Source organism: Syntrophorhabdaceae bacterium (genome assembly GCA_028713955.1).
Classification (GTDB): Bacteria; Desulfobacterota; Syntrophorhabdia; order Syntrophorhabdales; family Syntrophorhabdaceae; genus UBA5609.
The window spans coordinates 1-25,520 of record JAQTNJ010000004.1; the positions used below are offsets into that span (position 1 = coordinate 1).

The window sequence follows — 25,520 nt, forward strand, 5'->3', positions numbered from 1 at the left end:
GCCATGGCGAACGGTGTCATTGCGGGCCCTACCGGTTCATACGGCGAGAAGGAATATATTGCCGACACAATTGATATAGGGAGAGGGATTAACAGGGGGCCTATGGTAGAGATTACCGCGGCAGAAGCACGAAACGCCATTTCCTTTCTCCGCTCCATCGGACTTCATCTTGTGGAAGGGGTAAGTACGTATTCCATAAAATCGCCCGATCCGGAGGTCATCCCCGGTGTGACCCTTGTTAAAAGGATTCGGGAGGCTGTGGAAGCCCTTGACAACGTTCAGAGCGTAACAGGGTTTTATGTGACGGAGATCGTAAAGGACAAAGCCCATGCAAGCGGCATAAGAGGTTTTGATAAAACAGGGAAAGAGACAAGGATCTCCGCTGACGCAGTAATCCTTGCTACAGGCGGCGCAGGGGCAATCTATCTGAAAAATGACAACCAGAAGGATATCATGGGGCAGGGATACCTGCTTGCCGCACAGGCAGGGCTTGCCCTGTGGGACATGGAGTTTGTCCAGTATTATCCGCTTGTCTTTTCCGACCCTCACCTGCCTTCCACGATCGTCTTTCCGCCATACAACAGTGAAACAGAGCTGACTAACGGTGCGGGAGAGAACGTCGTCGGGAAATATAACCTCGGAAATATAAATGATGCTGTCTTGAAAAAAAGGGATGAATTTTCCGCTGTCCTTTTCCGTGAACTGCAGTCGGGACCCGTCTGGATGGACTTCAGAAAAGTTCCGCCTCATCTGTGGAAGGAGCATCCCTTAAGCCTTCTCGCTAAGATGAAGCATGATTTCTCAGCGAAGCCTGTCGCTGTTTCTCCGGCTGCCCACTTTTTCATGGGAGGCGTGAGGACAGACGAAAAAGGGGAAACGGATCTGCCGGGCCTTTTTGCCTGCGGTGAAGTTGTATCCGGACTTCATGGCGCCAACAGGCGCGGAGGCAATGCGTTAATGGAATGTGTGGTCTTCGGGACTATCGCCGGCAGGAACGCGGCAAAATATGCTGTGGGGAATGACGTGCCTCCCATGAAGGAGTCGGACACTGCGCGGAGCGATATACCCGCCGGCAGAGGTGATCTGCGTGCCCTCCGTAAGGAGATAAGGGAGATCGCCTGGAGCCATGCCGGCGTCGTGAGGTCTGAAGCCGGTCTGAAAGAGGGACTTGAAAAGATTGCCGTGATGCGGGGAAGGCTGGGGGAAATATTGCCGCAGACCACCCGGGAAAGAAGGCTGAAGCTCGACCTGGATAGTGCCGCCTTTACCGTGCAGGCGATCCTGGCGGCAAGCCTCGGAAGGAAAGAGAGCAGGGGCAGCTTTCTGCGGAGCGATTTTCCCGGTGAGGACAATGCGAACTGGAAGAAAAACTCCTGCCTGAAATATGATACAGAGAACAATTCATTCACGTTGAGTTTCAGGGACGTCGGATAAATGATTATCGGCCCGAATGCTGCTTAGCTGCCTGCCTTAAAGGCGCTCGTCCGGTCTCGGATTAACCATTAAGATTATTGTTCCGTATTGATAGTTTACTTTTCTTGTGTTATTCATATCGCAGTTGAAAGGCAGGATCGACCGGACCATTTTGAGAGAGGTGGTATATAGATATGAAGAATGAAACCCGAAACAAGAAGAGGCTGCACAAGGACTGGCGGACGTGGCTGGTCATTGCCCTGATGCTTGCGGCAATTGGCATCTATGTACTGACCCTTGACGACTCCATCCAACCGACCGGCCAGACCGGAAGTGAAGGCGGAGCGTCAACGATACCGTCAAAACCATGAAATGATCATGGTCGATTGATTACCATCTGTATAGGAGAAACACAATGGGTCTGGAACTGACACTGTTTATCGGGACCTTCACGACACTCCTGGCAGTCACCAATCCTCTGGAGGCTCTGCCCGTCTATCTCAAACTATTGAATGGTCAAGACCAGCAGGCACACCGTCGTGTTGCCCTCCGGTCCTGTCTCTATGCGGTCGTCATGATGCTTTTCTTTTTAGTCTTCGGCAGGCTTGTGTTGAAGATATTCGGGGTGCCGCTCAGCATGGTCCGCATCGTCGGGGGCATCATACTCATGCGCATCGGATTCAGTCTTTTCCTTCCATCATCGGGCGGAGCAGGATCTGATGAGGGCGGTGTCAACTCAAAACAGGGTGGAGATATAGCCTTCGTTCCTCTTGCCATGCCCCTCATGTTTGGCCCCGGTGGTCTGGCCACGGTCATCGGCATGTCAACAATGGTCAAACTGTCAGGGTCCGGTGTTGCCTCTTTGCTTGCCATCTTTGCAGCAATTGTGGCGACAATGTTCGTTACATACCTGTTCCTGGTCTACGCAAAGAAGATTCTCGGCCGGATTGGTCCGCTGGGGATAGATGCTGCGACGCGTATCGTAGGGTTTTTTGTCTCCACTATGGGTATGGGGCTCATATTCCACGGACTTGTTGAGGCCATCGGGCAGTACGGTATCCTGGCGAAGTGAAAAGCTATTTCGCACATATACGATATCGGTCACCGCAGGAATGGAAAGAATGACAAATCAGGAAAGGGCGGCAATTATTACTGCGAGGGCTATTTTTGATAAAAAAGGGGTGAACGAAAGATGCTTCGATCGGCTATGATGTTTATTGCTTTAAGTATAATGGCTTTTTGCCCTTCTTTAATGGTCCATGCCGACTGTCCCGATTGGGTTGATTGCTGTACCAAGCCGGATATGAAGTATGTCGGACATCTTAGTGTGCCTACGTGTTACAAATTTTTAGAAGGGTGCACCCCGTGGCACTGTCATGACCAGAAGTATTCTCATGATCTGCAGTGTGAGTGGGACAGGAAATGTAAAGAACAATTCCCGAAAGAGTGCGGCGAAAACGTTTGCAGTGCCTGTTTTCCTACTGTTAATATTGATAAAAAGAATTGCGCCTGCGGTTGGACACCCTGTCCTCAGTAAGTACGAGCATAAGAAAACATAAGGGTCAGGTCCCGAAGTCGCGAATCACATGACGGTTCATGGCGGCTAAGAGAGCCTTCAAGCCCTTTCAGAACTACAAGACGAACCGGCGGGATTATGGCTGGGCTATATGTATTTTGTAGGCAAGGACCACATGGAAACACTATCACTCCTAGAAGAAATATTGTTATAATCTATAAACATTATAACCTTCACGGTAAATACTGCCCCTCTCGGGCATCCAGTGTGTAATCATTATGGATTCAGCGGGTTTCCTTCCACATCCTGTTTACCAAGCAATATACTCATAAGAAGGACAATCCCCGAGCACATAACCAGGAACATCCATGCAGATGTATAGGACCCTGTCGAATCAACGATATAACCAAAGACCAAGGGGCCCAGCATCATACCCGTATACGAAGCGGTTACACATATACCCGTTGCCATTCCCACCAGTTCTTTTCCGGAAAGCTCCCCGATGGTTGTTAGCCATACCGCATTCCATCCTATGCAAGAGAAGCCAAACAAGATGATTGAGAGCAGTACAAGCCAGATTGGATATGAGGGGTCAAGGAGACCTATCGCTCCAGTTGACGCGATGCCCATGATACTCAGGAAGATGAGTATTGATTTTCTTCTCCCTTTCATCAGGTAGTCACTGAATATTCCCCATCCAATTCGCGCCATTGCCCCCGAACCAAGACTCAGGGCAGCGATAACTCCTGCGAAACCAACAGTATAGTTCAGTTTCTTTGTAAAGTATAGGATTGCATGGGTGATAAAGGAATGCTGGCTTACCATGAAGAAGATTCCTATAAGCGTAATGAGAATCATGTCTTTAGAAGAGAATATCTTGAAGGTATTTCTGAAAATAGATTTTGAATCCGCTATTTTTACGGGATGAAAAGATGGATGTTCTCTGTATAAGAAGAATATGAATCCGGCGATGATCAGACATAAAAGGCCCGATACAACATATGCACAGCGCCAAGAGTAATATGTTGCAATCGGTGGCAGGAGAAAACACGCCAGCATCCCTCCCGCGTTCACTCCGGTTTGCTTTACGCCCATAGCTGTTGCCCTTCCTTTCAGGGGGAACCAGTACATAACTGCTTTACTCGAAGGTGATTGGGTAAAACCACCACCAAGACCCAGACACAAAAGGGTGATAATCAAGATAAAATAACTATTTGACAAAGAAGCCGCTAAAACCGAAAGACCGATTGAGAACACGCCCACGAAAAAGATAGTTTTCAAACCTATCACATCAGAAAGGAAACCCGTGGGAATCTGAGTCAGGATTGAACCAATAGAAACCGTACTGGCCAGAAACCCTACCTGGGTAGATGTCAGGCTGAAATTAGACTTAATAAATGGGGCTAAGGCCCCTATGCCGGTATAACTTAAATGAAACGCAACATGCCCAAGCCAGAGCAAGAGAACAATAATCCATTTGTATTGCTCGTTCATCCCATTTTTCAGGGACTCTGGTAGCCGAATCGTTCGCTCTTTCTTGCTCTGAATCTCTGATAGAGGTATATACCTAAGGCTACGAGAGATCCGGCAACATCGGTATAGATATTTGGGTCGACAAGAGACAGCCCCGCACAAAATAGTATTATCCTTTGTATTACATTCATTTTTGAATAAAAATATCCGATTCCGGCGGCCGCCAGGCAGATGATCCCGATTGTTGCGGTAGCAACATTAAGAACAATCTCATGCAATTTCCCGCCCAAGAGAAGACCCGGGCCATAAATAAAGGCAAAAGGGACAACCAAGCCTCCTATACCAAGACGCATGGCGATAGAAGCTGTTTTAAGCCAGTTAGCCCCAGCAATACCTGCCCCAACGTATACAGAAGTACAGACCGGCGGAGTAAGCGCCGAGTAAACTGTATAATAAAATACAAACATATGAGCGGATAAAGGTGGGATACCAAGACCAACGAGGATTGGAGCTGTTACCGCAGCGGCTATGACATACGCAGCTACTGTAGGCAAACCCATACCAAGTATTATTGTAACAATCATAGTAAAAAATAGAGCGCTCAAAAGTGTATGTTGTCCCAGTCGCATTACCATTTCAGATAGCTTTACGCCAAACCCGGTTATATCAATAATGGCAACGACAATCTGTGCAGCGGCAGAAACAGCACCAATAGCCACAATGCCCTTTCCGGCAGCTCCCATGGCCTCAACACATATGCTCCATACCTTTTTGATGTCTGCTGCGGAACGAATGTGAAAAGCTGCATAGAGGGTTGTGGTTGCGATTGTTGACCAGAATGCTGCTATCGAGGGCGTATATCCTTCTATCAGGAGATAAACAAGGATAATGATGGGTATGAAAAGCGGCAGGCTTTTTGAGAAAGCCAGTATCTGCCGATAACTTGGCAGATTCTCATCAAATGTTTTAATGTCGCCGGTTCTTTTGGTCTCAAAATGAACACCCATCCAGACACCCAGAAAATATAACAGTGCCGGGATAATGCCGATTATGGCAATCTTGATATATGGTATCCCAACCAACTCTGACATGATAAAGGCGCTCGCACCCATAATAGGCGGCATGAGCTGTCCACCAGAGGATGCGGTGGCCTCGACAGCACCGGCAAATTCTTTTCTATATCCGAGCCGTTTCATCAGCGGTATAGTAAAAACACCTGTAGCTGCAACATTTGCAGGCCCGTTACCATTGACCATCCCAAACAGACCGCTCGCAACTATCGCAACCTTTGCGGGTCCCCCCTGCATTCTTCCTGTTGTTCTGAGAGCAAGATTAACTACCGTATCTCCTGCACCCGTTGACATAAGAAAGGCCCCGAAGACAACAAAAATTGCGATTATTGTAGCAGAGATATGGACAACAACACCCCAGATGCCCGTTGTTGTCATGTATAATTCCTCAAGCAGGTGCGCAACGCCGAACCCTCTATGTCCCCATTGACCTGGGACATACGACCCGAAATAAGCATATAACAAAAAAAGACACGTCATGATCGGAAAAACCAATCCCAAGGACCTTCTTGAAACCTCCAGAATAATCAGTATGTACAGTGCACCACATATCAGGTCCCACGTTATTACCGAGTCAACACCCATACTTATCCTGTCATAACTCAGGACTGTGTAGAGTGTTAAAATTACCCCCAAAGACATTATTGCCCAGTCTATTATTCGAACCGGTTGATCTATTTTCCCTTTACGTGTAGGGAAAAGAAGGACAGCCAGAACAACAACAAACCCAAGATGAAAAGCCCTCTGCTGTATGTTCGGCAATAAACCAAAACCACTGGTATACAGGTGAAAGAATGAAAAGGCAATTGCAGTGAATGTAACAATTTTCGCTGGTATTCCGGTCAGTCTCCTTGGAACCCTTTCATGCTCCACACTTTGGTCTTTGAGGTAATCAATCTGGTTAGATTTTTCCATATGTCTGATCCTACTTTATTTAATCTTTGTATTCCGGTGGAATTAATTTAGCCGGAACCTTGTACCCTTTCTCCTTGAGATATTTTACGCTTCCTGCATGAAGCGGAATAGGGGCCGTTTGTAGGGTCATCTCACAAAGGTTTTTCCCCTTTACGGCTGGAAAAGCCGCCGCTTGGTCCTCGATGCCTTCCACTATTGCCTTAATCACTTTATACGCAACTTCATTAGACATCACATCTTTCGTTGTGATAGTCCCCGTTGCTTGTCCGATACAATACACCTCTGAGGTCTGACCTTTGTAGATATTTGGTTGAAGGTGCAAATCAAGATAGTAGGGATACTTTGCTTTTATCTTTTTCATATTATCTTCTGAAAAGGCAAGGACCGTTATGGGTATCTTTGTCTGTATTTCCAGGATCAATGCATCAGGAGTATCCACAGAGGAAGCATTTTTGGCAAGTCCGACAATGCGGTTATCCATGATTGCCATGCCTGAATCACTCCACGCGCCTTTGTAATATTGCGGTTTAATCCCAAGAACTTCAAAAGCACCTGTTACCATCTGTTCAGTGGAAGACCCTGTATTACCTGCATGAAATAATTTTCCGTTAAGGTCATATATTGATTTAATGCCACTGTCCTTGCGGACTATGATGGTAACGGGTTGCATTATATATCCCCATATCCAGCGGAATTCAGGGTTAGGCTTCCCTTGCCATCTTTTTAAACCATTATATGCCTCATACACCGCGTTGTCACCGGTAAGTCCCATGTCGAGCTGCCCCTTGCGAATTCTTTCGATGTTATCGACGGACGCTTGTGTAGCGACAACGGTGGCATTGATTCCAGGGGCAAGCCTATTGATTGCCTTTGCAGCTCCTACATTGTATGAATAAAAACTGGAAGTCGTTGAAGTTGATCCGATGAGCAACCGGGTAATCTTTTCTGCTGCATCTGCATAGAGCGATAGCGTTACTGCAGCCATTACACAGACAATGATTAACAAAATCTTTGTTTTACGTAACATAATCCAATACCCCCTTTTTTGTTTTTGTTGTGCATACACTTTATGTTTCTTACATATTTTTTTCTCTAAGTATTTTCCCTATAGTCCCTATAGTCCACTTTTTTCCTTGAAATCTTTGAGAAGATCAAGAAGAACCCTGCTGTAAGGGATTTCCCATTTATAGAGTCTTTTGCATGAAGGAAAGTCGTCACATCTCAGACAGTAATCCTGGCCCCTCTTTATGGCACAGTCAAGTGCAGGACAAAGAGCGCCAAGCATTTCTTTAAGTTCTAATGATCTTTCCTGAGCCTTTGGATCAACACCTGAGACGCATCCTCCACAAGATGTTTTGAGCTTACATACATCACAATTTATTCCACAGGCCGCGGTGCTCATTTTTTCCCCTGTTTCTACTGATAACCTATTTTCCTACAGCACTTATTTCAAAACAACCAGGGCATCAGCAGAAATAACACCTTCTCCCTTATCCATTACCATCAGCGGATTAATATCTATTTCGGAAATAACATCGCCTAAATCTGCAGCCAACAGGGAAAGTTTTAACAGCACATCAATAATACCCTCAATATCTGCTGCGGATTTGCTCCTAAAAGATTCAAGCAATCTGTGCCCCTTAATCTCTTTGACCATTTCTTCTGCATCAGCCCTTGTCAATGGTACAACTCGTAGTGAAACGTCCTTGAGAACCTCAACAAACACCCCTCCAAGACCAAACATAACAACAGAACCGAATTGAGGGTCATAGGACAACCCGACAATAACCTCCCTCGCATCCTTGATCATTTTCTGGATCGACACACCTTTTATCGATGCATGTGGAGCGTATTTTCTTGCATTATTCTCCACTTCATGAAATGCATGTACCAGTTCATCCCTGTTTGTAATGCCAAGACGAACAGCATCTGCTTCGGTTTTATGTGCAATATCCGGGGAATCTATCTTTAAAACAACCGGGTATCCTATTTTTTCCGCTATTTTAATGGCTTCATCAGGGGAGACCGCTATTGCTTCTTCGACGACTGGTATACCGTAGTATGACAGCAGCTGTTTACTCTCATGTTCGGAGAGGGTTTTGTTCTTTTTGTCGAAAAGTTCCTTTTTTATCTTTTCTTTGTCAACATGGCTATTAATATCAGGCAATTCCTCAGCGTCTTTTTGTCGTCTAACTGCCTCTGCAAATTCAAGCATAGCATCTAATGCTATCACGCATTCGGCGCTGTCGGTCAACATAGGCACATTGCCTTCATAGAAGATTTTTTCCTCCTCCTCGCGTAAGCCTCCCATAGGGGCGAAAAGGATTACCGGTTTGCTGCTCGATTTTGATGCATCAACTATTGCCTGTATGTAATTTTGAGTTCCCCGTCTTTCCATTGGCGTTATTATGGCAAGTAATATATCAACATTTTCATCGAACAGAATAAAATCCACTGCTTTTCTGGCAAGCTCTACATCCTGCGTTGCTTTCGATCCTGCCGCTGCAATGTCAAAGGGACTTTTAAACTCTCCATACCACGGTAAAACAGCTAATGCCTGTTGTTTTGTTTTTGCAGATACATCAGTGAAGCTGATCCTTGATCCCATGGCACGATCAGCCACCAGACCAATTGCCCCGCCCGAACTCGATATTATCCCAACCCTATTGCCTTTCGGTAGTTTGCATTTGAGAAAAACCGATGACACTGCAATCAATTCATCAAAATCATCCACTCTGGCAACACCTTTTTGTTTGCAAATTGCGTCAACGATCGGGTCTGAACCTGCCAATGACCCCGTGTGGCTTTTTGCGGCACTCACTGCCAGTTCAGAGCGCCCCACTTTTAACATCACTATTGGTTTTCTCTTCTCTATGGCAAGGCCGGCAACATCAATGAATTTTTGCGGGTTCTTGAAACCTTCAACATAGACAGCGATGACATCCGTATTGGGATCATCGATTAAATATCGTACGTAATCGAAAACTTCTAGGTCTGCCTGGTTTCCTGCCCCAACAAAATAGCTCATGCCAATCCCTTTTTTAGCAAAACGCGGGACAGTAGCGCTGAGCAAAGCGCCCGACTGCGTGACGTAGCCTAATCTCCCCGGGATAACAACTTCTTGGGCGTAGGAGTAACCCAGGGAGATTCCTTCGTGCACATTCAGCAATCCGTTTGTATTGGGTCCACAAATCCTCATCCCGCTCTTCTTTGTCGTCTCTATTATCCGATCGTGTCTCTTTTTGCCCTCTTCGTCAAGTTCTGCGAATCCTGAAACACCGATTACAGCCGCTTTAACACCTTTTTGTGCGCACTGTTCGATCACATCAGGGACTACAGCAGCCGGTACCACTATCATAGCAGCATCGACCTCCTCAGGAATATCGAGGATACTAGGGTAACACTTGAGCCCAAGGACAGATTCACGGTTATTATTTACAGGGAAAAGCTTCCCTTTGTAATTGTGCTCAATGGCAAATTTCAGCGGCAAACCTGCAACTCTACGGGGATCCTCGGTAGCTCCTATTACGGCTATTGATTTTGGCCTGAAAAGCGGTTCCAAATTAGGATATTCAATTTGTTTTGCCATGGTTGCACGCCTCCTCATACCCCTCTTTACGTTTTAATATTTTATAATCAAAATTTTTGCCAAACAATTATGTCTTCAAGATAGCCTCCTGCAGAATTCGCATATGAACATGTTTATCATTTCCGTTAGAGGAATGCAGTTATTGAATAATACCGCATTCCTCTAACGATGTATGCTATGCAATAACTCTTAACCCCAACCAAATCTTGCCATAGACCTCGCATAGTCACCTTGCTGTGCCAAGGATGCCTTTATCTCTTTGTCTGAAAACCACTTTTTTAGATCTACCATATCGGAAGGATAATGTGCCCTTTCGTAACGCCATTTTTCCATGAAATGGACTGTGGCGTCTATGCCCAAACCTCCTCCAAAACCTCCAATATCAAGTCGCGTTGCCTCTTCACCCGGTTGGGCTGCAACACCTCTTGAACCGGTTGCACCTCTCAGGAAATCAACAGCAGGCTCCGCACGGCTCATAATTGCCCACATGACATCATCCATGGAGTAAATATCAACATCTTCATCAACGGCAATAACAAGACGTATACCGGGACAGGCACCAAGGGTATTAATAAGGATATTGCGCTGGTAACCCTCATCCCTCGGTCTCCTCTTCTTGACCTGGTATATTACACCACCCCAGAATCTCAGTGCAAAGGGGCAGTGCGTGTCAATAACCATACCGGGAACAAGCCTGTCGGCCAACTCATAGAACATTGCTTCCCTCAGATCAAAGGCATTGAATTCGCCGTCATAAGAAGCCGCAAGCTGGTTGTAGAATATGGGGTCTTTCCGATGAGTGATGGCAGTAATCTGGAACTTCCGGCTCTTCCATGTTTTGCCGAGATATCCGGTCCACTCCGGGAAGAATGGCACAACGTCCTGCCTGCCGTCTTTTTCCGCTTCCTCTGTTTCCCAGATTGTCTCTTTTGTCCAGTAACCCTCAATGACGATCTCTGCGTTGGCGACAGCATAGGCATCAACTGTTTTGGCTTTGACGATATCCACCGGGAAGCCCTGCATCGCCCCTGCAATTGCAAGTTCATCCGTTCCAAGTGGAACTACACTGTGAACACCACCGGCTGCGGCTATCATCATGGCTGCCGGAGGATTGCAGATATTGATGGTCATCGGTATATCTTTTCCACGGTGATCCATGAACACGATTGCTTCTGTGTGTGTTGCTGGACTGGATGTGATCGAACCCCAATCCTTGCCTCTGAAATGCATCCTTTTATATGAGAATTCTTTGCCTCCACGTGCCCATTGGTCACATATCAGAACATTGCCGCTACCCATTACCCTGGCGCCATCTCTTGCTGTGTGCTTCAAAACAGGCAGGAAGCTGAGTATATCGATGTCTTTACCGGTCATAACCACATCCTGGCACGGTGCTTTGTCCACCAGTTTCGGGGGTAATGGTTTCCTCAGGGCTTCGAGGCATTTCCATTTGAACTGTTTCCAGTCATCCACACCAAAAAGCTTTGCAATCCGGTCTCTTCTTGCAAAAATATTCCCTACGGCCCGCATATGAGGGTAACCTTTAACTTTCTCGTAAAAAATTGCTGGCCCCTCTTCTAACGCTACCTGGATACCGGCCATTTCCAGTATCGGATCGGTAGGCTCCTTGGCCACCAGCAGCTCCCCTTCTTTTTGCAGGTACTCAATTGTTGACCGCATGTCCGCTAAATGTTTCTTTTCACCCATAAAAACCTCCTAAATTTTTTAATTACTGACATTTTAGTCCCATAGAAAGCAAGACGCATGCCAAACTCCATTAGCGGTATAGAGTTGTTCCCTATCAACTCCTTCCAATTCATCTAATGACCTCGCCCCGTGGACGTCCTTCAACATACAAAAATACCCGCATGTTATGACTATGGTTTGAAGCTCTGTCCATCCTGTTTCAGATATTATCGAACACTCACGTACCCTGCCGCCCTCAACAGTACTCTATGGTTCAGATGGACAGACACGAATTCTTTTATTTACAAAAATTTTTATTTGTGCTACGGATTATGATATAAACATAGTGTTGTTTCAATAATGGAACTCTATATTCCATATATGGAACAACATTAAACACCTTCCAAATAGTAACCTTAAACCTGGGGTCGAGGAGGTGACCGAGAATGCAAAACGCTGAAATTTGTTACATCTCGCCATATCCCGCCCTTACCTCCTTGATTCGCCAATGCTTTATTGAGACCCCGAAGCCACCGCTTGTCATCGAAGCAGCCAATGCTGCTGCCGAAATAGTATCGTACACTTCCTTGGAACAGGGTATTGAAGTCTTTGTTACCACAGAAAACAATGCCCGGTACCTTAGAACCAGACTCAGTATGCCCATTGTCGTTATCCCCTTCACAGCCTTCGATACCATATGTGCACTGAAAGAGGCAAGTACCCAACATGGTCACCCGATTGCCCTTTTCCAGTTTCTCTATCATAACCCCCTTTTACCGACTTTCGAGGAGATCATCAATTGCGATATTCAGGAGTTTGTATTCCAAAATGAAGACGACGCCCGCGATAAATTGATACAAGCAAAAAAGGAAGGGTTCAAGGTTATTGTGGGCGGAGGGCTGGTTCACGCTATGGCGCAGCAGGTGGGTTGTGAAAGGGTGTTATTAATCCCCAAAAAAGAGGCTGTTTTATATTCGTACGACCAAGCGCAGCAGGTAGTGCTGGCCCGTCATACCGAAAGACACAAAGCGGTGGTTTTCAGATGTGTTGTTGAGTATTCTTTCGATGGTATTATTGTGATTGACAAAGAGAATAAGATAACTGTTTTCAACCCCGCCGCAGAACACATATTAGGCATACCGGCACAGAAGGCAATCGGCAACACTTTGTATGACGTATTACCGGAAAACATACTCCCCCCGGTTATCGAGAATGGCGTGGCACAACTTGATCAGGTAAAGACCTTCTCTCAAAAAAATATCATCATAAATGCTGTTCCCATTTACGATCACAAGGAACTCACTGAGGCTATATTCACCCTGCAGGAGGTAAAAAGAATAGAATCCCTTGAGGAAAAGGTTCGTAGAACCACCCATAACAATGACTTCGCGGCAACAATGACCTTTGATGATATCATTACAATAAGCGACACGATACGTGGGATTATTAATCATGCAAAACGTTTTGCCAATTCAAAAGAAACTATCCTTATCACAGGCGAAACAGGTACTGGAAAAGAAATATTTGCTCAAAGCATCCATAATGAGAGCCCCTTCAGGGGCCACCCTTTTGTTGGGGTCAATTGCGCCGCTATTCCACCAACACTTTTAGAAAGCGAGCTCTTTGGGTATGCCGAGGGTTCTTTTACGGGGGCAAAACAAGGGGGCAAAAAAGGGCTCTTTGAACTCGCCCATGGGGGGACCATATTTCTTGATGAAATTGGCGAACTTCCACAGGATGCTCAGTTAAGGCTGCTTCGTGTACTTCAGGAAAAACAGGTCAGGCGCGTCGGAGATATCAAGGTTATCCCCGTAGACGTGAGAGTCATTGCCGCTACAAACCAGCAGCTTGAAGATGCTGTAAGAAATGGGCGATTCCGGTCTGACCTTTATTATCGCTTGAATGTTCTGCAGTTGAGGATCCCTCCTTTGCGTGAGCGTCCTGAAGATATATTACCGCTGTCAGACTCTTTCTTACATCAATCCTGCACAAATACAGAAACCCGAATGATTATAAAGTTAATCTTGAATAAGTACCAGCAGGTTTTGACAGATTATTCATGGCCTGGCAACATCAGGGAACTCCAGAATCTTGTTAAAAGAATATCTGTACTTTGCGAAACAAAAACGGATGGCTCTATTGAAGGGATTGTAAGGGATATGCTTAGTGAAATACTGAAGATATATCCTGAAAAGAATACAGAGATGCAGCAACCCTCTTCCATCGGTCTCAAAGACGTCTTAGAAAATACAGAGTCTGCTTTAATAGCCCGTCTTTATGAACAGGTGAATTATAATAAATCTGAGCTGGCCAGGCAATTAGGTGTAGGTAGAACAACCCTGTGGCGTAAACTGAACAAGCTTGGATTAAAACAGTAATACCACGTTAGCAGAAACATTTCCGATAACTATAATCACGCCACACATTATTGTATCGTTCGTTCAAAACAAGCATCCTGTACAAAACATTAAGAAAATTATGGCATTGTTCTTGCAAAATATTTCTTTAATTTCATTAACCATGAACTTGTTACGTGGTTAACAGATTAACATACGATTTGCAATGAAGAGGAGGAGTTTCATGAAAAAGATCATTGTGGCTATATCAGGGGCTTCAGGTATTCAATATGGCGTGAGGATGTTGGAGGTGCTCTCTAAATTGGAGGTAGAGACCCACCTGGTCATCACAAAGTCCGGTATAAATAATCTATCGATAGAGACAAAATATACACGGTCCGATCTTGAGTCTATGGCATCGTATGTATACGATTTTGAAGATGTCGGTGCCTCTATAGCAAGCGGGTCTTTCCCGATAGACGGTATGGTAGTAGCCCCCTGTTCTATAAAAACACTCTCTGCGATAGCAAATTCCTACAACAGCAACCTTGTTGTAAGGGCTGCAGATGTAACCCTCAAAGAAAGAAGAAGGCTCGTGTTGCTTGTGAGAGAGACCCCCCTCCACGAAGGTCACCTTGAACTCATGTTAAAGGTGACAAGGATCGGAGGTATTATAATGCCTCCGATCCCCGCCTTCTACCACCTGCCGGAAACAATCATGGACATCGTTGATCAGACTATTGGCAAGGCGCTTGATCTCTTTTCAATAGATGCTAAACTTTTCACCAGATGGGGGACGGAAAATGAGGAATTGAAGGTAGAGCTGGTACAATAAATTCAGACGGTGACATAAGTGGTAATGCTGCTCTATAATAACCAACAGAAAGGAGTAGCCAAATGACAAAAAGACCACGAAGGAACCATGGAGCAGTATTCAAGGCAAAGGTAGCATTGGAAGCAATCAAGGGAGAGCAGACGTTGGTGAAGTTATCAGAGCGTTTCCAGGTACACCCGAACCAGATCGCCGAATGGAAGAAGGTCCTTTTGGAAAAGGCCCCTGAAGTATTCGACAAAGGGAAATCATCTCAGAAAGAACCTGATATCAAGGAACTCCACGCCAAAATAGGGCAGCTTGCCATGGAGAACGATTTTTTATCAGTCGCACTCGGGCGCATAGACGGGCCGAGCGCAAAGAAATGATCGACAAGGAGCATACGTTGCCTATTACAAGACAGTGCACAATACTGAACCTCTCCCGGTCAGGCATCTGCTACATCCCTGTCCCGGTAAGCGACAGCGACAGGGAGATCATGCGTTGTATCGACGAGATCCACCTGGAAGAGCCTTATCTCGGTTCCAGGGGAATAAAAAGCATTCCGAAAAGGAGGGGCTACACAATAGGCAGGATACATGTCCGTACCTTTATGAGAAAGATGGGCATCGAGGCCATCTACAAGAAGCCCCGTCTTTCAAAACCCCAGCCTGGTCATACGGTCTATCCCTATCTCCTTCGTGGGCTTGACATAACGGAGGCCAATCAGGTTTGGTGCTCGGATATAACCTATGTTCCCATGGAAAAGGGATTTTGCTACCTCGTCGCTATAATGGACTGGGCAAGCAGGAAGGTGTTGTCGTGGAGGGTGTCAAATACGCTGGATACCTCATTTTGTATGGAAGTGCTGGAGGAAGCATTGATGAAATATGGCAAACCCGATATATTCAATACCGACCAGGGAAGCCAGTTCACCTCTGACGCATTTACCGATATTCTCATACACAACAACATCCGTATCAGCATGGACGGGCGCAATCGCTGGAGGGACAACATATTCATAGAGAGGCTATGGAAAACAGTAAAATATGAAGAGGTATATTTAAAGGCATATGAATCGATTACCCATGCGAAAAAGGAGCTTGAAAAATTCTTCGATCGGTATAATACCCGGCGGCCCCACCAGGGGCTTAACGACAGAACGCCTGACGAGGTGTACTGAGGTGTACTATTGTACATTGCCAAGGATCAGGGATGCGGTATGAATGGAAGCAGTGAACCACTTAAAAAATGCCGGATGCTGTCTGAAAAGACTTGACCGGCTCTTCTTCTCGGCATCCCCGGCGATAAGATAAATGACGACCGGCTTTATCGCGCCCTCGATGCCCTTCGGCCCCACAAAGACGATCTGTGCAGACATCTCCAGAAGCGATACGGCAAACTCTTCTTCTTACCTTCGATTTTCTCTTCTACGATATCACCTCTACCTACTTTGAAGGGAACGCAAAGGGCAATCCCTAGGCAAAGAGAGGGGATACAGCAGGGACAGCCGTCCCGACTGTCCCCAGGTCACCATCGGTATTGTGGCAACGAGAGAAGGGTTGCCCATAGTTTTTGAGATCTTCGACGGCAACAGGACCGCATCATGAAACCTCTGAAAAGTGGACAAAACAAAAAGGTGTTGACAACGGAGAGATGGAAACAGGGCATCCGGGCTATCTCGGCACCCAGGATACCTTCTATATCGGAAACCTGAAGGGAGTGGGAAGGATCTATCAGCAGGCCTTCATTGATACCTACAGTAAGGTAAGCATGGCCAAGCTTTATGACAGAAAGAACGCTCTCGCCGCCGCTGATCTTTTAAGCGACCGGGCGCTTCCCTTTTTTGAAGAGCACCATATTCCTCTCCTCCGTTTGCTTACCGACAGGGGATCTGAATACTGCGGCAACAGAAAATACCATAAATATGAACTCTATCTGACCATGGAGGGGATCGAGTATACAAAGACCGAAACAAAATCGCCCCAGACCAACGGTATATGCGAGAGGTTCCAAAGAACGGTGCTCAATGAGTTCTACCAGTGTTGAAGAGCTCCAGGAAAATCTCGATGAGTGGCTGAGGGAGCACAACGAAAACCGCACCTACTCCGGCAGGTACTGCTTCGAGAAGACTCCCATGCAGACCTTTCTGGATACATTGCCCATGACGAGGGAGAAGATGATCAGGTATCAGAAGACGGCATGAAAGATGAGGGATGTCAGAAAACGTGTTGACTAATACAGACCTCCTTTAAAGTAATCAAAAGTATAATTGGTATTAAAAGCATTTGCCATGATATTCCTTATTATACGCCTCGCATGTTTTCGTTTAATACTGCAAGAGCATCAACTGCCTTTACTCCATTTCCTTTTTCAAACACTATCAATGGGTTGATTTCGATTTCCGTTATATAATCACCTAAATCTACGGCAAGTTGTGACATCTTCAGGAGGACATCAACAATGGCGTCGATATCAGCCTCGGGACTTCCCCTGAAAGCACCTAGTAATGCGTTACCCTTGATTTCCCTGACCATCTCCTCTGCGTCAAATCGAGATAATGGGACTCTCCTGATTGCCACATCCTTCAATACTTCGACGAAGACACCACCCAGACCAAACATGATAATCGGGCCGAACTGAGGATCTTTCGAAATTCCGACAATCACTTCGCGTCCCTCAGAAACCATTTCTTGCACAAGTACTCCCGAAATGCTAGCGTTTGGTGCATGATTGCTGACAGAGGACAAAATGTCGCTGTAGCTTTGTCGGAGACTTGGCTCGTCTGCAATGTTGAGTCTAACACCGCCTACCTCTGTCTTGTGGGGAATATCTCGGGAGTCTACCTTGAGTACAACTGGATAACCAATAAGCGCTGCGACTCGTACCGCCTCATCCTCAGAGACTGCCAACTTTTCTTTTGTAACGGGGATTTCGTATTGCGCCAGCAACTCTTTGGCCTCATGTTCGCTTAAAATTTTCTTATTTGACTTCCTCAATCCTTCTGAAATTGATTGAGCCCGCGAAGAACGCACAGCTTGTTGCTTGGTATCTCGGAAATTTAACGCCTGTCCGAACTTTATCAAAGCGTCGATCGCCTTTACGCATTCTGCACTATCACTGAGGACCGGTATTGATCCCTGTTTGATAATCTCCGCCTCCCCCTCTCTAAAATCTGCCATGGGGTTAAAGAGGATAATTGGTTTTGTGGAAATCGTTGATGCCTCTACGATCGCTTGCAGATAATTGTGTGTGCCTCTACGATCCATAGGGGTAATGACTGCAAGAAGGATATCCGTATTATCATCCTCAAGTACAAATTGAACGGACGCTTTAGCAAGATTGAAGTCCTGTGTCGCTTTAGACCCAGCTGCAGCAATGTCAAAGGGGCTCTTGAATTCGCCATACCAAGGTAAAAGTTGTGAGGCCTGTTCTTTTGTTTTTTGGCTAACGTCTGCAAAGACTAACCCGCTGCCTTGTGCCTGATCTGCAATCATCCCGATTGCACCACCGGAACTTGTGATGACGCCAACCCTGTTACCTTTTGGAGGTTTGCATTTGAGAAAAACCGATGAAACAGCGATTAATTCATTGAAGTCATCCACTCTCGTGACACCTTTCTGCTTGCAGATTGCGTCAATCACTATATCTGAACTGGCAAGAGAGCCCGTATGGCTCTGTGCGGCTTTTGCCGCGAGCTCTGATCGGCCAACCTTGAGCATTACGAGAGGTTTTTGCCGTTCTAGGGCAATATCGGCTACATCGGGGAATTTGCGAGGGTCATTAAATCCCTCGACATATGTAGCGATAACATCGGTATTTGGGTCATCGAGTAAGTAACGTACATAGTCCATCACCTCAAGATCCGCTTGGTTTCCTGCGCCAGCAAAAAAACTCATTCCTACGCCCCGCTGAGAAAACCGAGGCACTGAAGCGGAGAGCAATGCGCCTGATTGTGTCACATAGCCGAGCCTGCCTGGTATGACCACCTCTTGGGCGAAGGAGTAACCAAGAGATATGTGCTCGTGTACATTAAGTATGCCGTTTGTATTTGGGCCGCAAATTCTCATGCCGCTTCTTTTTGCAGTATCAACTATCCGTTCCTGAAGCTTACGACCTTTCTCGTCAAGTTCCGCGAAGCCAGATACACCTATTACTACTGCCTTTATCTCTTTTGCCGCACATTCCTCTATAATTTCTGGTACGGTGTGTGAAGGCACAACGACCATGGCTACGTCTACGGGATCGGGAATATCTTTAACAGTCGGGTAGCACTTCAGACCGCGGACCGTATCCCTGCTACGGTTAACTGGATAGAGCCGCCCCTGATATCCATGATCGAGCGCATATTTGAGTGGAAGCCCAGCCACCCTGCCTGGGTCTTCAGTGGCTCCTACAATCGCGATCGACTTTGGGCGAAATAATACTTCTAGATCAGGATATTCAATCGGTTTCACAGACTCCCCCTTGTCATAATGATTTGTCCTGCTGAGAATGTATCTAAATTTACATCAAACTGTTTCTTAATCAAGTTCTTGATGTTTGGGGATTTGTACAGAGCATTTGTGAATTTTAATAGAAGAATTATGTTATAACTAACAATTCTCATGCATTAATTACCCCCTTGCATCTCTTTTCATGTCAATCATTGCTGGTTCATGTATTGTTTAACAGCAAGAATCATGCCGCTTGGGATGATATATGTAAAAAAGCAAGTTAATAGCAATAATAATCAACAGTTATCTTTGAGATAGATATAAGTGTAAAAAAAGCTGTATGTTCCCATATGGTAACAATTGTCCCCTAAAATAAACTTTTTTTTCATTTAAATTTTTCTATCTCTAGGAGCCTGTCGGAATATTCCTCTTTCCAATACTCCTCAATTCGCATTATAATAAGGAACATCAACCTGCCGGTGCGTACCAATGGGTAAATCCTATAAGCCGTATGATCTTGACCAGACATTCCTCCCGCCTCCATCTCTCCGGGAGTGGCTTCCCGCAAACCACCTTGTCTATTTTGTCGCCGATGTGGTGAAGGTCCTCGATCTGTCAAAGATCAAGGATGCGTACGGAAGTGATGAACGGGGTCAGCCTCCCTATCACCCTGCCATGATGGTTTCACTTCTTTTCTATGCGTACTGTATCGGCATCCCTTCTTCGCGTAAGATAGAAAAAAGAACACATGAAGATATTGCCTTCCGGATCCTCGCCGCAGGACATCACCCGGATCACGACACGATCTCTTCGTTCCGGAATACCCACCTTCCTGCCTTGAAAGATTTTTTCCTTCAGATACTGCTGCTCTGCCGGGAAGCCGGGCTGGTAAAGGCGGGACACATCAGTCTTGACGGGACAAAGATGAAGGCCAATGCATCGAAGCACAAGGCCATGAGCTACGGCCGCATGATGCAGCGCGAGAAGGAACTGGAACGGGAGATAGAAAGGCTTCTTGCGAAAGCCGATAAGGCCGATGCCCTGGAGGACGCGCTCTACGGCAAGGGCAAAAAAGGCGATGAGATCCCCGAAGAGTTCGCCTTCAGGGAAACAAGGCTTAAGAAGATCAAAGAGGCGAAGGCCGCCCTTGAGAAGCGTGTCCGGAAAGAAAAGGGCAAAGACCCCGATCCCAAAGACCAGATCAACTTCACCGATCCGGAAAGCAGAATAATGAAGGACTCCGCCACGAAGGAGTTCGTTCAGGGATACAACGCCCAGTGTGCGGTGGATACCGCATCGCAGATAATCATCGCCGCCGATGCGACCGGACAGACCAATGACAGGAAACAGATAGAGCCCATGACCGGTCTGATGCAGCACAATCTGGGACGTCTCCCGAAGTGGCTCTCTGCCGACGCGGGGTACTTCAGCGAAGACAATATCTCCTTTTTGCAACGGCACACCATAGAGGCGCTTATTCCTCCCGTCAGGATATGACCTGTTTTTTTTAGTGAGTCGTTATCATAAAGGAGATACAGGCATGGAAGAAAAAGAGAAGCCACCGAGAAGGTCCTTAACCTCGGAACAGAAGTAAAGTACATGGAACGTCATGCAACGCTGAAAGAAGGACTCAAAAAGTACCGGATCGCCGATTCCCTGTACCGGAAATGGAAACGGCAGAACCTGTCTTCGGGCAGATAAAAGAGGAGCGGGGGTTCCACCGCTTTCTCCTTCAGGGGCTGGAAAACGTCAGGGTGGAATGGCAGCTTGTCTGTGCCTCTCATAACCTTCTGAAATTATACAGGTGGAAGACAGCTCACACAGCGACATGAACTACAACTCACAAAACATGCTACATAGATCTTCCAATGATGTGTGGTACTTCTATCGTCGATTGTTTTGTTTCCGCCACAGGGTGGTTCGACAGATTCCCAATTTTTTTGCAAGCATGGTCTTATTGCCTTTGAAGGCCTCAGACTGTTGTTTGATAAAATATTCTTCAAGATGGGAGATCAAATTTTTGATATTCATGTCCTGTGGTGGGCATAGCTCAGAAGACGAGGTGTTAGCTTGCTTCAATCCTTCATTGATGACGTTGCCCACCTGATTGGATAGGGAGGTCTTGTCCTTTGTTTCTACTATTGCTAGCAATCGCCTTACTATATTTTGGAGTTCACGTATGTTTCCACGCCAAGAATGATGTAAGAAGATTTCCTGGTATTCCTGAAGAGCATCTTCAATCTGGGCTGTCCGTATAGGATCGTTGCCAAATTGATTAAGAAAGGCGTGAATAAGAAACGGTATATCCTCGCTATGTTCTTTTAGGGGCGGAAGTTCCAATTGAAGTACATTGAGCCGATAATACAGGTCGCTTCTGAACAGACCCCTTTCTGTTGCCTCCTCTAGTAACTGGTTGGTAGCGCCGATTACCCGCGTGTCGACCCTTATTACTTTGTTATCGCCAACCCGCATAATTTCCTTTTCCTGAATTACCCTGAGTAAATGACTTTGAGCGTCCTTCGGCAATTCACCTATTTCATCGAGAAATATGGTTCCGCCCTTGGCGAGCTCGAACATACCCTGACGTCCACCCCGCCTGGCACCCGTAAAGGCGCCTTCTGCGTAGCCGAAGAGTTCGCTTTCGATAAGAGAGGGTGGTATAGCTGCGCAGTTGACTGCGACAAATGCGTTATCTTTCCTGGAACTTGCGTTGTGGATGCCTTGCGCGAAAAGCTCTTTTCCTGTACCCGTTTCCCCCGTGATAAGCACGGTCTCATCCGTTGCGGCAATGCGGCGGGCTTTCTCAATTACTTCAATCATTATAGAATTGTTTGATGAAATGATATCTGCGAAAGTAGACTTGGCCATAAGTCCACTGGCCTGTGGTTGACCTACCTTTAATTCCCTGCTTCGTTCTTTGTCTACAGGACGTACAGTGAAAACAGTCCCGACAAACTCCTCGCGGTCAATTATTGGTATTCTGCTAATCAGCACGTGGTTTTTACCGATTACCTGGAGCTCTTCTACGCGATCGCGGTCTCCATATGTTGGACGGGCAAGAGGACCAGAGGGAACCAGATCTTGCAACGGTTTGCCAAGCGCACGCTTTGCAGGAAAACCGAAAATTTTCTCCGCAGAAGAATTGAATACGGTAACCCGGTGGTCAGTATCAACCATAATAACGCCAGCCTCTGAATACTGTGTAATATAATGAAATCTAACTGCCTCGGACTGTTTTTCGCGACGTTCCTCAAGGATCTGTTTGGCCTGTTCATGGGCCTGTTTGATTGCTTCAATTCGAGGAAAAAGGGGAACACAGGGAACACCAACCTTACGGGCTGTCTCTGCAGTGAGTCCGCCGGTGACGGCTACCTTACATCCTTCCCGCTTCGCCTTGAGTAGCTTGTTTGCAGCGTCAGTCTGATCATTGATAATAAATTCTCTAATCTCACACCCAATTATGTCCTGGAATGCGGTGACGTAAGGATTATTAGAATGAAACTCGAAAAGTGCAATCGGATAACCGTAACGTTTCTTAGCTTGGTGTAGTGCATAGACAGCGTCAAATGCCGTGAACGGGATGTCGACAAAAGGTAGACTAAATCTGGTTCGGAGAAAGCGCGCATTTTTTTCCGTGGTGACAAACACCTCATAGCCATCCTGCAGGGACATCCGGACTATGCCTTCAGCAACTCCATACGCCCCCTCCGTAATCCTTGGAGGGTCAGGTAGTCCAGAAAAAATTCCTTCAAGTATTCGTGTCAATTCTGTATATGGGGAGACAAAACAGATTTTTAAAGTCATGAGTTCTCCAAAAAATTATTGTTAACCATTTTTAACATATCGGGAATAGCAGTGCAAGTTTCTTTTAGGTAACATATGTTCCCAAAAAGAAACTTAATCGTCTTACCTAGTGGTTGCCCGCTAATTGATTTTTATAACTTGAGATTGGGTAGGATTTCTTTATATTTCATATTATTAGCCACCTCTTATTGTAAGATTATTTGAGTCTTGGTATGGTTATTGCAAATAATCTTCTTATATAAATAAAAAAAGGGGGAGGTAATCGTAATGAGGAATTGCAGTATGAGACACAGGATTATTTTAAGTGTGCTGCTTATTCTGGTGCTGGCATCAGGAGTAACCCCTGCAATGGCTGATGTTAAGGTTGCCACAGGGGAGATTACAAAGGTAGAGGGTGGTGGTAAGGCTGTTACCATAAAAACAGACAGCGGGCAGACTATTGTTTCTAAAATGAGGGCTAAACGGACTGAGGTCTTCCAGGGGGACAAATTGATTAGCTTTAAGGATATGAGGAAAGGCGACAGAGTCTGGCTGACATACAGGCCGGGAGGTAAAAACGAGGCTGGCGTAATCAAGGTAAATCCTGACCTGAAAAGTGAGACGGAACTCGTGAAAGACAAGATTGCACGCGCCGTCCGTATCCTCAACATGGAAGGTCTCGTGGCTTTTTCGGGTCATATCAGTGCGCGTATTCCGGGAGGAAAAACCTTTTTTATCCATAGTTATAACCAGGCAAGGGGAGAGGTGAAGCCATCTGACCTGTGTGAGGTTACGCTTGATGGCAAACAGCTCAACGAGAAATCGGAAGTCCCGGACGAAACGGCTATCCACGCGGCAGTTTACCGCGCTCGCGAGGATGTGAACGCGGTGATTCACATCCACCCGCACTATATCATCATCCCCAGTATCATCGGGAAAGACCTTATTCCGGTATGTGGGCACGGGACCATTTTTGGCACGAAGGTTCCTGTCTATCCTGACTCAGAAAAGATCGGGACCACGGAAGCTGCGAACAAGATGGTAAAATCCCTCGGCAAGGAAAGGGCCATAGTCCTGAGAGGACACGGCGCAGTGCTGGGTGAGGCTACGATAGAAGCAGTTGTGACCTCAGCCTTTTATATGGAAGAGAATGCGAAGCTTCTCGTTGATTCCTATATTATGGGGACACCGATACCCATGGCCGAGGAAGAGATCAAGAGAGCGGCAGAAAACACGTTCCAGCCCTTCAGCACAAAGAAGACATGGAAGTACTACATAGATAAAGGACGCAAAGCCGGCATCTTCTGGGATAAGTAAGAATCGCTATTGTATAAGAATTATGGTTATCCCTTGAAGGACAACCAATGAAATAAAGGGGGTAGAGAAGTGAAGATAGACAGTTACGCACATATCCTGCCAGTCAAGTTCAAAGAAGCACTCTATAGTTCTCCCAACGTCAAGACCTGGGTCAAAAAACAGCTTGAGGCCAATGTGGGGACCTTTGACTATGAGGTCAGGTTCAGGTTGCTCGATAAATATGACTGCGTTCAGGTGCTGAGCCTCGTTACTCCGCCCATCGAGGATGTGGCCGGTCCTGCCGAGGCAGTGGACCTTGCACGCCGTGCCAACGACGAGATGGCTGAGCTGATATATAAATATCCGGATCGCTTTGTTGCTGCGGTGGCAACCCTGCCGCTCAATGACATGGAAGCGACGCTTAAAGAGATCGACCGGGCAATCAACAACCTCAAGTTCAGAGGGGTACAGATATTCTCGTCCATTAACGGGAAGCCCCTCGACTCACCCGAATTCTTCCCGATGTACGAGAAGATGGCAGCATACGATCTACCCCTTCTGATCCACCCCGTACGCGGTTCAACACAGGCAGACTATCCTGGCGAGAAAGACTCGAAGTATGGTATCTGGTCGATATTCGGCTGGCCTTTTGAAACAACGGCAGCAATGACGAGGCTTGCCTTTAGCGGGGTGCTTGACAAGTTTCCCGGGATCAAGTTCATGACCCACCATCTCGGAGGCATGGCCCCTTACTTTGAGGAACGTATCAGGGACGCATATGATATGCTTGAGATGCGCTATCCGGGGAATATCAAGAAGGGACTCCTGAGGTCGCCGGTGGACTACCTGAAGATGTTCTATGCCGATACGGCGATCAACGGGAGCTTGGCAGGAACTGCGTGTGGTCTTGCCTTTTTCGGACCGGAGCACGTGCTCTTTGGTACTGACACGCCTTTTGACAGTCAACTCGGCTTCAGGCTCGTGCGGGAACAGATTGAGTGCATAGAGCGGCTCGATATCACCGAAGCGGAGAAGAAGCTGATCTTCGAGGGGAACGCACGAAGAATTTTTCGTTTGCCAATATGAAAGATGGCAGGTTATCCCCCCGCTCATTGTGGGGACAGGCGGCAGTAAGGGCGAAGGCCCGATGGATGCATTGGCAGTGCTTTAAAAAAAGGCGGAGTCTCGAGCGGGCA

The 25,520-nt window shown here is 46.5% G+C and carries 18 protein-coding genes and 2 pseudogenes; 11 read left to right on the plus strand and 9 right to left on the minus strand.

From position 1 onward, the window contains the following. From PHU49_00765 to PHU49_00775, 3 genes are all read left to right on the plus strand, one after another. Positions 1–1,434: FAD-binding protein (locus tag PHU49_00765; GenBank protein ID MDD5242523.1), on the plus strand; the 1,434-nt coding region annotated here is incomplete at its 5' end. A 173-nt stretch (positions 1,435–1,607) separates the two neighbouring features. Further along, complete coding sequence (locus tag PHU49_00770; GenBank protein MDD5242524.1) at positions 1,608–1,784, plus strand: hypothetical protein; 177 nt, start codon at positions 1,608–1,610, stop codon at positions 1,782–1,784. 44 nt (positions 1,785–1,828) lie between these two features. Further along, a complete protein-coding gene (locus PHU49_00775; GenBank protein MDD5242525.1) occupies positions 1,829–2,485 on the plus strand; it encodes a MarC family protein in 657 nt (218 codons plus the stop codon). A gap of 720 nt (positions 2,486–3,205) precedes the next feature. Here the strand turns inward: PHU49_00775 and PHU49_00780 are convergent. From PHU49_00780 to PHU49_00805, 6 genes are all read right to left on the minus strand, one after another. Beyond that, positions 3,206–4,423: an MFS transporter gene (locus tag PHU49_00780; protein MDD5242526.1), complete on the minus strand. Its 1,218-nt coding sequence runs from the start codon at positions 4,421–4,423 to the stop codon at positions 3,206–3,208. Between the two features lie 8 nt (positions 4,424–4,431). Continuing rightward, positions 4,432–6,387, minus strand: coding sequence for a TRAP transporter fused permease subunit (locus PHU49_00785; protein ID MDD5242527.1), 1,956 nt, complete (start codon positions 6,385–6,387; stop codon positions 4,432–4,434). A gap of 19 nt (positions 6,388–6,406) precedes the next feature. Beyond that, complete coding sequence (locus PHU49_00790) at positions 6,407–7,414, minus strand: TAXI family TRAP transporter solute-binding subunit (GenBank protein ID MDD5242528.1); 1,008 nt, start codon at positions 7,412–7,414, stop codon at positions 6,407–6,409. A gap of 87 nt (positions 7,415–7,501) precedes the next feature. Then, positions 7,502–7,789 carry a DUF3795 domain-containing protein gene (locus PHU49_00795; GenBank protein MDD5242529.1) on the minus strand — a complete coding sequence of 96 codons (288 nt, stop codon included), beginning with the start codon at positions 7,787–7,789 and terminating at the stop codon, positions 7,502–7,504. A 42-nt stretch (positions 7,790–7,831) separates the two neighbouring features. After that, the gene (locus PHU49_00800; GenBank protein MDD5242530.1) at positions 7,832–9,976 is read right to left on the minus strand and encodes an acetate--CoA ligase family protein; all 2,145 of its coding nucleotides are present in this window, start codon (positions 9,974–9,976) and stop codon (positions 7,832–7,834) included. A gap of 189 nt (positions 9,977–10,165) precedes the next feature. Beyond that, positions 10,166–11,683: a UbiD family decarboxylase gene (locus PHU49_00805; GenBank protein ID MDD5242531.1), complete on the minus strand. Its 1,518-nt coding sequence runs from the start codon at positions 11,681–11,683 to the stop codon at positions 10,166–10,168. A 425-nt stretch (positions 11,684–12,108) separates the two neighbouring features. On the opposite strand from PHU49_00805, the gene PHU49_00810 reads away from it, so the two are divergent. From PHU49_00810 to PHU49_00820, 3 genes are all read left to right on the plus strand, one after another. Beyond that, entirely contained in the window at positions 12,109–14,040 is a 1,932-nt protein-coding gene (locus PHU49_00810) for a sigma 54-interacting transcriptional regulator (protein MDD5242532.1), read from the plus strand. A gap of 202 nt (positions 14,041–14,242) precedes the next feature. Beyond that, complete coding sequence (locus tag PHU49_00815; protein MDD5242533.1) at positions 14,243–14,833, plus strand: UbiX family flavin prenyltransferase; 591 nt, start codon at positions 14,243–14,245, stop codon at positions 14,831–14,833. Positions 14,834–14,895: 62 nt separating this feature from the next. Then, a protein-coding gene (locus PHU49_00820; GenBank protein ID MDD5242534.1) for an IS3 family transposase occupies positions 14,896–15,992 on the plus strand; the annotation gives its coding sequence in 2 pieces (ribosomal slippage) (positions 14,896–15,154 and positions 15,154–15,992; 1,098 coding nt in all). 6 nt (positions 15,993–15,998) lie between these two features. Here the strand turns inward: PHU49_00820 and PHU49_00825 are convergent. Then, positions 15,999–16,190 (minus strand): hypothetical protein, encoded by a 192-nt coding sequence (locus PHU49_00825; protein ID MDD5242535.1) that lies wholly within the window; start codon positions 16,188–16,190, stop codon positions 15,999–16,001. Between the two features lie 269 nt (positions 16,191–16,459). On the opposite strand from PHU49_00825, the pseudogene PHU49_00830 reads away from it, so the two are divergent. Continuing rightward, positions 16,460–17,015 (plus strand): annotated as a pseudogene (locus PHU49_00830) (integrase core domain-containing protein). A gap of 100 nt (positions 17,016–17,115) precedes the next feature. On the opposite strand, the gene PHU49_00835 reads toward PHU49_00830, so the two are convergent. Then, positions 17,116–19,266, minus strand: coding sequence for an acetate--CoA ligase family protein (locus PHU49_00835; protein ID MDD5242536.1), 2,151 nt, complete (start codon positions 19,264–19,266; stop codon positions 17,116–17,118). Between the two features lie 468 nt (positions 19,267–19,734). Between PHU49_00835 and PHU49_00840 the strand changes: the two genes are divergently transcribed. Then, entirely contained in the window at positions 19,735–20,742 is a 1,008-nt protein-coding gene (locus tag PHU49_00840) for an IS1182 family transposase (protein ID MDD5242537.1), read from the plus strand. Positions 20,743–20,924: 182 nt separating this feature from the next. Then, a pseudogene (locus PHU49_00845) lies at positions 20,925–21,077 on the plus strand (transposase). A 52-nt stretch (positions 21,078–21,129) separates the two neighbouring features. Here PHU49_00845 and PHU49_00850 read toward each other — a convergent pair. Further along, positions 21,130–23,049: a sigma 54-interacting transcriptional regulator gene (locus PHU49_00850; GenBank protein MDD5242538.1), complete on the minus strand. Its 1,920-nt coding sequence runs from the start codon at positions 23,047–23,049 to the stop codon at positions 21,130–21,132. Positions 23,050–23,331: 282 nt separating this feature from the next. Here PHU49_00850 and PHU49_00855 point away from each other — a divergent pair, with 282 nt between their 5' ends. Further along, positions 23,332–24,345 (plus strand): class II aldolase/adducin family protein, encoded by a 1,014-nt coding sequence (locus tag PHU49_00855; GenBank protein MDD5242539.1) that lies wholly within the window; start codon positions 23,332–23,334, stop codon positions 24,343–24,345. 69 nt (positions 24,346–24,414) lie between these two features. Continuing rightward, positions 24,415–25,410 (plus strand): amidohydrolase family protein, encoded by a 996-nt coding sequence (locus PHU49_00860; protein MDD5242540.1) that lies wholly within the window; start codon positions 24,415–24,417, stop codon positions 25,408–25,410. Positions 25,411–25,520: the final 110 nt, after the last annotated feature.